Here is a 7333-nt window from a genome sequence, read left to right on the forward strand (position 1 = left end):
AGCGGGCGCGTCCTACGGAGTACCGTCCTCCTCCACCTGCGCCATGGCCGGGTCCAGCAGCCGGGACAGGAAGTGACGGGTCCGTTCGTGCGTCGGGTTACCGATCACCTGGTCCGGTGTGCCGTCCTCGACGACGACTCCCCCGTCCATGAAGACGACCCGGTCGGCGACCTCCCGCGCGAAGGTCATCTCGTGGGTGACGACCATCATGGTCATGCCCTCCCGGGCCAGCATCCGCATCACCGCCAGCACGTCCCCGACCAGCTCCGGGTCGAGGGCCGAGGTCGGCTCGTCGAAGAGCATCACCTCGGGGCCCATGGACAGCGAGCGGGCGATCGCCACGCGCTGCTGCTGGCCGCCGGAGAGGGAGGCCGGGTAGGCGTCCGCCTTCTCCGAGAGGCCCACCCGCTGCAGGTTCTCGGCGGCCACCCGTGCCGCCGTCGCCTTGTCCCGCCTCAGGACCCGGCGCTGCGGCAGCGTGAGGTTCTCGGTCACGGTGAGGTGCGGGAAGAGGTTGAACTGCTGGAAGACCATGCCGATACGGCGGCGTACGGCGTCGATGTCGACATCGGGGTCCGTCAACTCCGTGCCGCCGACGAACACCTGGCCCTTGGTGGGCTCTTCCAGGAGATTGACGCATCGGAGCAACGTGGACTTGCCGGAGCCCGACGGGCCGATGACGCACACGACCTCGCCCTGGCCGATCTCCAGGTCGATGCCGCGCAGCACCTCGTTGTCGCCGAAGGACTTGTGCAGGCCCTTCAGCTCGATCTCGGGTCGGCTCATCTGACGGCCTCCTGGGCCTTCGCCTCCATGCGGCGCACCACGAAGCCGAGCGGGATCGTGACCAGCAGGTAGCACAGGCCGGCGACGAGGATCGGCGTGGAGTTGGCGGTCGTACTGGCCAGGTCGCGGCCGTACTTGGACAGTTCGCGCTCCTCCAGGGTGACGCCGAGGAACAGGACCAGGGAGGAGTCCTTGAAGAGGAGCACCAACTCGTTGGTCAAGGGCGGGAGGATGATGCGGAACGCCTGCGGGACGACGATCGAGGCCATCGCGCGGGCGGGCGAGAAGCCCAGTGAACGGGCCGCCTCCAGCTGGCCCTTGGGGACCGCCTGGATGCCCGCGCGGATCGTCTCGGCCATGTACGCGGCGGCGACCAGGCCGAGGGCCAGGGCCACCTTGCCGTAGGTGCCGCCGATGATCTCCGTGCCGGGGAAGGCGAGCGGGACCGCGACCCCGATGAAGATGAAGATCAGCAGGGCCGGCAGGCCGCGGAAGATCTCGATGTAGACGCCGGCCAGCCAGCGGTAGGGGCCGACGGAGGAGAGCCGCATCAGCGCGATCAGCATGCCGAGCGCGAGGCCGACGACGAAGCCGGACACCGTGTACAGCACGGTGTTCTTCAGCGCCAGCGTGATGACGTCCGGGAACATCTGCCGGGCGATGTCCCACTGGGCGAACTGGTTCCGCAGCCGTCCCCAGTCGGCGCCGACCGCGAAGGCGATCACGGCGGCGACGAAGACGACGTACTGCACACCGCGCGAGAGCCGGCGCTTCTGCCGCCGGGACAGGCCCTTCCTGCGAGGCTGGAGTTCGGTGTCCGTGCCGACGGTCATGAGGCGGCCGGGGACGCGGCCGAGGCGTCGTAGGGACCGATCCACTTCTCGTACAGCTTCTTGTACGTGCCGTCGGCCTTGGCGTCCGCGATCGCCTTGTTGACGGCGGCGAGGAGCTTGGTGTTGCCCTTCTTGACCGTGAAGCCGTACTGCTCACCGGTGTTGATCTGTCCGGCGACCTGGAAGGCGGCGGCGTTGGCCTTGTCCTTGAGCCAGCCCTGGACCACCGGGTAGTCGATGACGACGGCCTTGACCTGGCCGGTGCGCAGGCCGTTAAGAACGGCGTCGGAGGACTCGAAGGAGACCGGGTCGAAGCCCTGCGCCTTCGTGTAGTCCTCGCCGGTGGTCTGCGCCTGGGTGCCCAGCTGGACCTTCTTCGCCTTGGCGTCGGCGAGCGAGGTGATACCGCTGTCCTTGGCGACCAGGAGGGCCTGGGTGGCGTCGAAGTAGGGGTCGGAGAAGTCGACGTTCTTCTTGCGCTCGGCGGTGATGGTCATGCCGGCCGCGGCCAGGTCGCACTCGCCGGAGTTGAGGAAGGCGCCGGTCTTGAAGTTCTCGAACGGCGTGTCGAGGATCTGCTGCTTCACGCCGAGGTTCTTGGCGACCAGGTCGATCATCGACACGTCGAAGCCCTGCACCTTGCCGTCGATCTCCGACTGGAACGGCGGGTACGGCAGGTGGGTGCAGGTGGTGAGCTGGCCGGCCTTGACGAGTTCGACCCCGCCGGCGGCCGTTCTGGAGGCGCTGGAGCCGTTGCCGCTCGACGTGCAGCCGGCCACGAGGGCCAGCCCGGCCGCGGCGGTGACGGCGGCCAGGGCGCGAGCCCGGCGGTGCCCGAGGAGCGTGGTCACGAGACCTCCCGTGAGTCTGTGGTGGAGCTTTGCATTCCGTTTGCGGGTTCCGATTATAAGGAGATGTTTGGGCTTCTCAAACCAATCCGATGGCAATGAGGCCGTCCGGCCTAAGAAGTCGCCGGTCACCGGCGTCCGCCGCCGGTCAATGGGCTGCGGTGGGCGCCGGTTACGCTCATGCTGGTCCACCCCTCCGTGAGCGAAGAGAGCACCGCCGTGACCCACCCCTTCCTCGACCTGCCCCCGCTGACCGCCGCGCACTTCGCCGCCATCGAGGACCGCGTGGCCCGGCTCCTCGACACCCGGCAGGACGTCCTGATCACGCAGGGCGAGGCGCTGCTGCCGCTGGAGGGCGCGATCAGGGCGGCCGCCGGGCCGGGCACGACCGCGCTGAACGTGATCACCGGTCCCTACGGACAGACCTTCGGCAACTGGCTGCGGGACTGCGGCGCGACGGTGATCGACCTCGCGGTGCCGTTCCACACGGCGGTGACGGCCGCACAGATCCGGGAGGCGTTCGCCGAACACCCGGAGATCGACTTCGTCTCCCTGGTACACGCGGAGGCGGCGACCGGCAACACCAACCCGGTCGCGGAGATCGGCGCGGTGGTACGGGAGCAGGGCGCCCTCTTCTATCTGGACGCGGTCGCCTCGGTCGGGGCCGAGCCGGTGCTCCCGGACGCCTGGGGCGTGGACCTGTGCGTGATCGGGGCACAGAAGGCGATGGGCGGGCCGGCCGGCGTCTCGGCGGTGTCGGTGAGCGAGCGGGCATGGGCCCGGATGGCGGCGAACCCGCGGGCCCCGCGCCGGTCGTACCTGTCGCTGCTGGACTGGAAGGAGCGCTGGCTCGGCGGCGGCCGCAAGGTGCTGCTGCACGCGCCGGCACAGCTGGAGATGCTCGCCCTGGAGGCGTGCCTGGAGCGGATCGAGGCGGACGGACCGGAGACGGTGATGCGCCGTCACCGCACGGCGGCACTGGCCACCCGGGCCGGGGCGGTGGCCCTGGGCGGCGGCCTGGAGCCGTACGTGTACGAGGAGTCGGACGCGGCGCCGGTCGCCACGACGCTGCGGGTGCCGTCGGGGGTGGTGGCGTCGGAGCTGGTCGCCGAGGCGCTGGCCGGCGACGGCACGCTGCCGCTGGCCGCGGGCGGAGGCGCGCTGGCCACCGAGATGATCCGGGTGAACCACTACGGGGTGGACGCGACCGTGGGCGCGGTCCACGCGAGCCTGGCGGCACTCGGCGCGGGGCTGGCGCAGCGGGGCCGGACGGTGGACCTGGAGGGGGCCCGGCGGGCAGTGGAGTCCGTCTGGCGGTAGCGGCCGGAAGCGGGCGGGAGGCGACACCGGCGATTCAGCCCGCACCGGTGACGCCATCCGCGCCGGACGACTCGTCCTGGCCGTCGGCGGCGTATCGAAAGCGTTAACGGCGCCAGAATTCAAGGCAATTCCGAATTCCCTTTTATTGGATGGCTTACCTGAGTTCTTCTGCCCGCTTTTTGCGGAGCTAAACCGGGGGAATTTCATCCAGGTTTCAACCCTGTGACACACTCCACATAAGCGGGTCATTTGCCCGGTTTGTGGTGGGAAATATCGGCACATACAGGCACGGCGGATCTGGCTGGCAACAGCACCCGCCGTGCATTTTTGCATTTGCCTCGCTAAATTCAGTCCGCATGACCGCACCACAAGCAGACCTGATCGTCGAGCGCCCGATGGTGACCGACGGCGCCGCCCTGTGGCGTATCGCAAAGGATTCCGGAAGCCTCGATCTGAACTCCTCGTACAGCTATCTGCTGTGGTGCCGGGATTTCGCCGGCACGTCGGCGGTGGCGCGCGGCGCGGACGGCGAGCCGGTCGGATTCGTGACCGGGTACACCCGGCCGGACCGCCCGGACACGCTGCTCGTCTGGCAGGTGGCCGTGGACGCCGTGCAGCGCGGCCGCGGTGTCGCGGCGCAGCTGCTGGACGGGCTCACGGCGCGGGTGGCCGCCGAACAACCGCTCACCGCCGTGGAGACCACCATCACGCCCGGGAACACCGCCTCCGAGCGGCTGTTCACCTCGTACGCCGCCCGGCACGGCGCCACCGTCGAGCGCACCGTGCTGTTCGAGGCCGGCGAATTCCCGGACGGTCCGCACGACCCCGAAGTCCTGTACCGCATCGGCCCCTTGACCCCCACATCGCACTGAGGAGCCTCCCTGTGACCATCACCCAGCCCGACCTGAGTGTCTTCGAGACCCTGGAGTCCGAGGTCCGCAGCTACTGCCGTGCCTGGCCGACCGTGTTCGACCAGGCCCGGGGCAGCCGGATGTACGACGAGGACGGCCACGAGTACCTGGACTTCTTCGCCGGCGCCGGGTCACTCAACTACGGCCACAACAACCCGGTGCTGAAACGGGCGTTGCTCGACTATCTGGAACGCGACGGGGTCACCCACGGCCTCGACATGTCGACCACCGCCAAGCGGTCGTTCCTCCAGGCTTTCCAGGACCTGGTGCTGCGGCCGCGCGACCTGCCGTACAAGGTCATGTTCCCCGGTCCCACCGGCACCAACGCCGTGGAGTCCGCGCTGAAGCTGGCGCGCAAGGTGAAGGGGCGCGAGGCGATCGTGTCGTTCACCAACGCCTTCCACGGCATGTCCCTCGGGTCGCTCGCCGTCACCGGCAACGCCTTCAAGCGGGCCGGGGCCGGGATCCCGCTGGTGCACGGGACGCCGATGCCCTTCGACAACTACTTCGAGGGCACCGTCCCGGACTTCCTCTGGTTCGAGCGGCTCCTCGAGGACCACGGGTCGGGGCTCAACAAGCCCGCCTCGGTGATCGTGGAGACCGTGCAGGGCGAGGGCGGCATCAACGTCGCACGGCCCGAGTGGCTGCGCGCTCTCAAGGAGCTGTGCGAGCGGCAGGACATGCTGCTGATCGTCGACGACATCCAGATGGGCTGCGGACGCACCGGCGCCTTCTTCTCCTTCGAGGAGGCCGGGATCGTCCCCGACATCGTCACGGTGTCGAAGTCCATCAGCGGCTACGGACTGCCCATGTCGCTGTGCCTGTTCCGGCCCGAGCTGGACGTGTGGGAGCCGGGCGAGCACAACGGCACCTTCCGCGGCAACAACCCCGCCTTCGTCACCGCGGCCGCCGCCCTGGAGAGCTACTGGACCGACGGCCCGGCGATGGAGAAGCAGACCCGGGCCAAGGGCGAGCAGGTCGAGCAGGGGCTCATCGCGATCGTCGAGGAGAACCTCGCCGACGTGCGGGAGTACCGGGGCCGGGGTCTGGTGTGGGGCATGGAGTTCCACGAGAAGGCGCGGGCCGGGCGGATCGCCAAACGCGCCTTCGAACTGGGGCTGCTCATAGAGACGTCGGGGCCGGAGAGCGAGGTCGTCAAGCTGCTGCCCGCCCTGACCATCACCCCGGACGAGCTGGACGAGGGGCTGAGCATCCTCGCCCGTGCCGTCCGGGAGACCGTCTGACCAGGATCTAGCAAGGAGGCTGTACCCCACCGTGATCGTCCGTTCGTTCAAGGAGATCGAAGGCACCGACCGGCATGTCAAGGCCGCGTCCGGGACCTGGGAGAGCAAACGCATCGTCCTCGCCAAGGAGCGGGTCGGCTTCTCGGTGCACGAGACGATCCTCTACGCGGGCACGGAGACGTCGATGTGGTACGCCAACCACATCGAGGCCGTGGTCTGCGTCGAGGGCGAGGCCGAGCTGACCGACCGCGAGACCGGGACGTCGTACACGATCACGCCCGGCACCATGTACCTCCTCGACGGGCACGAGCGGCACACGCTGCGCGTCAAGGAGGACTTCCGCTGCATCTGCGTGTTCAACCCGCCGGTCACCGGCCGGGAGGACCACGACGAGAACGGCGTCTATCCCCTGCTGACGGAGGAGGGCTGACCCATGACCACGATCACCGACCTGTACCCGAGCCGTGGCCCGGTCGAGGTCTCCGTACCCCGCAAGGACCCGGTCGTCTGGTCGGCGCCCGGCGCGGCCGGCCCGATCGCCACGGACCGGCTGGAGGCGTTCGAGCGGGACGGCTTCCTCGCCGACGAGCACCTCCTCGCGGACGACGAGGTCGCCGTGTACCGGCAGGAACTGGAGCGGCTGGTCGCCGACCCGGCGATCCGGGCCGACGAGCGCTCGATCGTCGAGCCGAAGTCCAAGGAGATCCGCTCGGTCTTCGAGGTGCACCGGATCAGCGAGGTGTTCGCGAACCTGGTGCGCGACCAGCGGGTGGTCGGGCGGGCCCGGCAGATCCTCGGCTCGGACGTCTACGTCCACCAGTCGCGGATCAACGTCAAGCCCGGGTTCGGGGCCAGTGGCTTCTACTGGCACTCGGACTTCGAGACCTGGCACGCCGAGGACGGGCTGCCGAACATGCGGACCGTGTCGGTCTCGATCGCGCTGACCGAGAACCACGACACCAACGGCGGGCTCATGATCATGCCGGGCTCGCACCGGACGTTCCTGGGCTGCGCCGGCGCCACGCCCGAGGACAACTACAAGAAGTCGCTGCAGATGCAGGACGCGGGCACGCCCTCGGACGAGGCACTGACCGCGATGGCCGGCGAGTACGGCATCAAGCTGTTCACGGGCCGGGCCGGTTCGGCGACCTGGTTCGACTGCAACTGCATGCACGGCTCCGGCGACAACATCACGCCGTTCCCGCGCAGCAACGTCTTCATCGTGTTCAACAGCGTGGAGAACGCGGCGGTGGAACCGTTCTCGGCTCCGGTCCGCCGACCGGAGTTCATCGGGGCGCGGGACTTCACGCCCGTGCGGTGACGCGAGCGCACAGCCGACCGGCCCGCCGCGCAGCGGCCACCGGACACCGCATCGGCGCGCGGGACTTCAC

At 69.2% G+C, this 7333-nt stretch carries 8 protein-coding genes; 5 read left to right on the forward strand and 3 right to left on the reverse strand.

Features of this window, described 5'->3' with window-relative positions; genetic code table 11:
- Positions 1–12: 12 nt before the first annotated feature.
- From ACZ4N4_RS00425 to ACZ4N4_RS00435, 3 genes are read right to left on the reverse strand one after another with little or no spacing between them, the layout of a single operon-like run.
- Positions 13–786 (reverse strand): amino acid ABC transporter ATP-binding protein, encoded by a 774-nt coding sequence (locus tag ACZ4N4_RS00425; protein WP_453573876.1) that lies wholly within the window; start codon positions 784–786, stop codon positions 13–15.
- Positions 783–1619 carry an amino acid ABC transporter permease gene (locus ACZ4N4_RS00430; protein WP_467582821.1) on the reverse strand — a complete coding sequence of 279 codons (837 nt, stop codon included), beginning with the start codon at positions 1617–1619 and terminating at the stop codon, positions 783–785. The genes ACZ4N4_RS00425 and ACZ4N4_RS00430 overlap by 4 nt, the downstream gene beginning before the upstream one ends.
- Positions 1616–2470 (reverse strand): transporter substrate-binding domain-containing protein, encoded by an 855-nt coding sequence (locus ACZ4N4_RS00435; protein WP_467582824.1) that lies wholly within the window; start codon positions 2468–2470, stop codon positions 1616–1618. Before ACZ4N4_RS00435 ends, ACZ4N4_RS00430 begins: the two co-directional genes overlap by 4 nt.
- A gap of 216 nt (positions 2471–2686) precedes the next feature.
- On the opposite strand from ACZ4N4_RS00435, the gene ACZ4N4_RS00440 reads away from it, so the two are divergent.
- From ACZ4N4_RS00440 to thpD, 5 genes are all read left to right on the forward strand, one after another.
- On the forward strand, positions 2687–3787 hold the full coding sequence (locus ACZ4N4_RS00440) for a pyridoxal-phosphate-dependent aminotransferase family protein (protein ID WP_467585246.1): 1101 nt from the start codon (positions 2687–2689) through the stop codon (positions 3785–3787).
- 356 nt (positions 3788–4143) lie between these two features.
- Positions 4144–4659 carry a diaminobutyrate acetyltransferase gene (gene ectA / locus ACZ4N4_RS00445; RefSeq protein WP_360481607.1) on the forward strand — a complete coding sequence of 172 codons (516 nt, stop codon included), beginning with the start codon at positions 4144–4146 and terminating at the stop codon, positions 4657–4659.
- An 11-nt stretch (positions 4660–4670) separates the two neighbouring features.
- Positions 4671–5942 (forward strand): diaminobutyrate--2-oxoglutarate transaminase, encoded by a 1272-nt coding sequence (gene ectB, locus ACZ4N4_RS00450; protein ID WP_467582827.1) that lies wholly within the window; start codon positions 4671–4673, stop codon positions 5940–5942.
- Between the two features lie 31 nt (positions 5943–5973).
- A complete protein-coding gene (locus tag ACZ4N4_RS00455) occupies positions 5974–6372 on the forward strand; it encodes an ectoine synthase (protein ID WP_351496114.1) in 399 nt (132 codons plus the stop codon).
- Between the two features lie 3 nt (positions 6373–6375).
- A complete protein-coding gene (gene thpD, locus ACZ4N4_RS00460; protein WP_450763025.1) occupies positions 6376–7263 on the forward strand; it encodes an ectoine hydroxylase in 888 nt (295 codons plus the stop codon).
- The last annotated feature ends 70 nt before the right edge of the window (positions 7264–7333 follow it).

The sequence above is a fragment of the Streptomyces sp. NPDC026538 genome (genome assembly GCF_055567535.1).

Excerpts from the sequence above, each read along its gene's own strand:
- ACZ4N4_RS00425 (WP_453573876.1), bottom strand. The coding sequence starts at position 786 with ATGAGCCGACCCGAGATCGAGCTGAAGGGCCTGCACAAGTCCTTCGGC.
- thpD (WP_450763025.1), top strand. The coding sequence starts at position 6,376 with ATGACCACGATCACCGACCTGTACCCGAGCCGTGGCCCGGTCGAGGTC.
- ectA (WP_360481607.1), top strand. The coding sequence starts at position 4,144 with ATGACCGCACCACAAGCAGACCTGATCGTCGAGCGCCCGATGGTGACC.
- ACZ4N4_RS00430 (WP_467582821.1), bottom strand. The coding sequence starts at position 1,619 with ATGACCGTCGGCACGGACACCGAACTCCAGCCTCGCAGGAAGGGCCTG.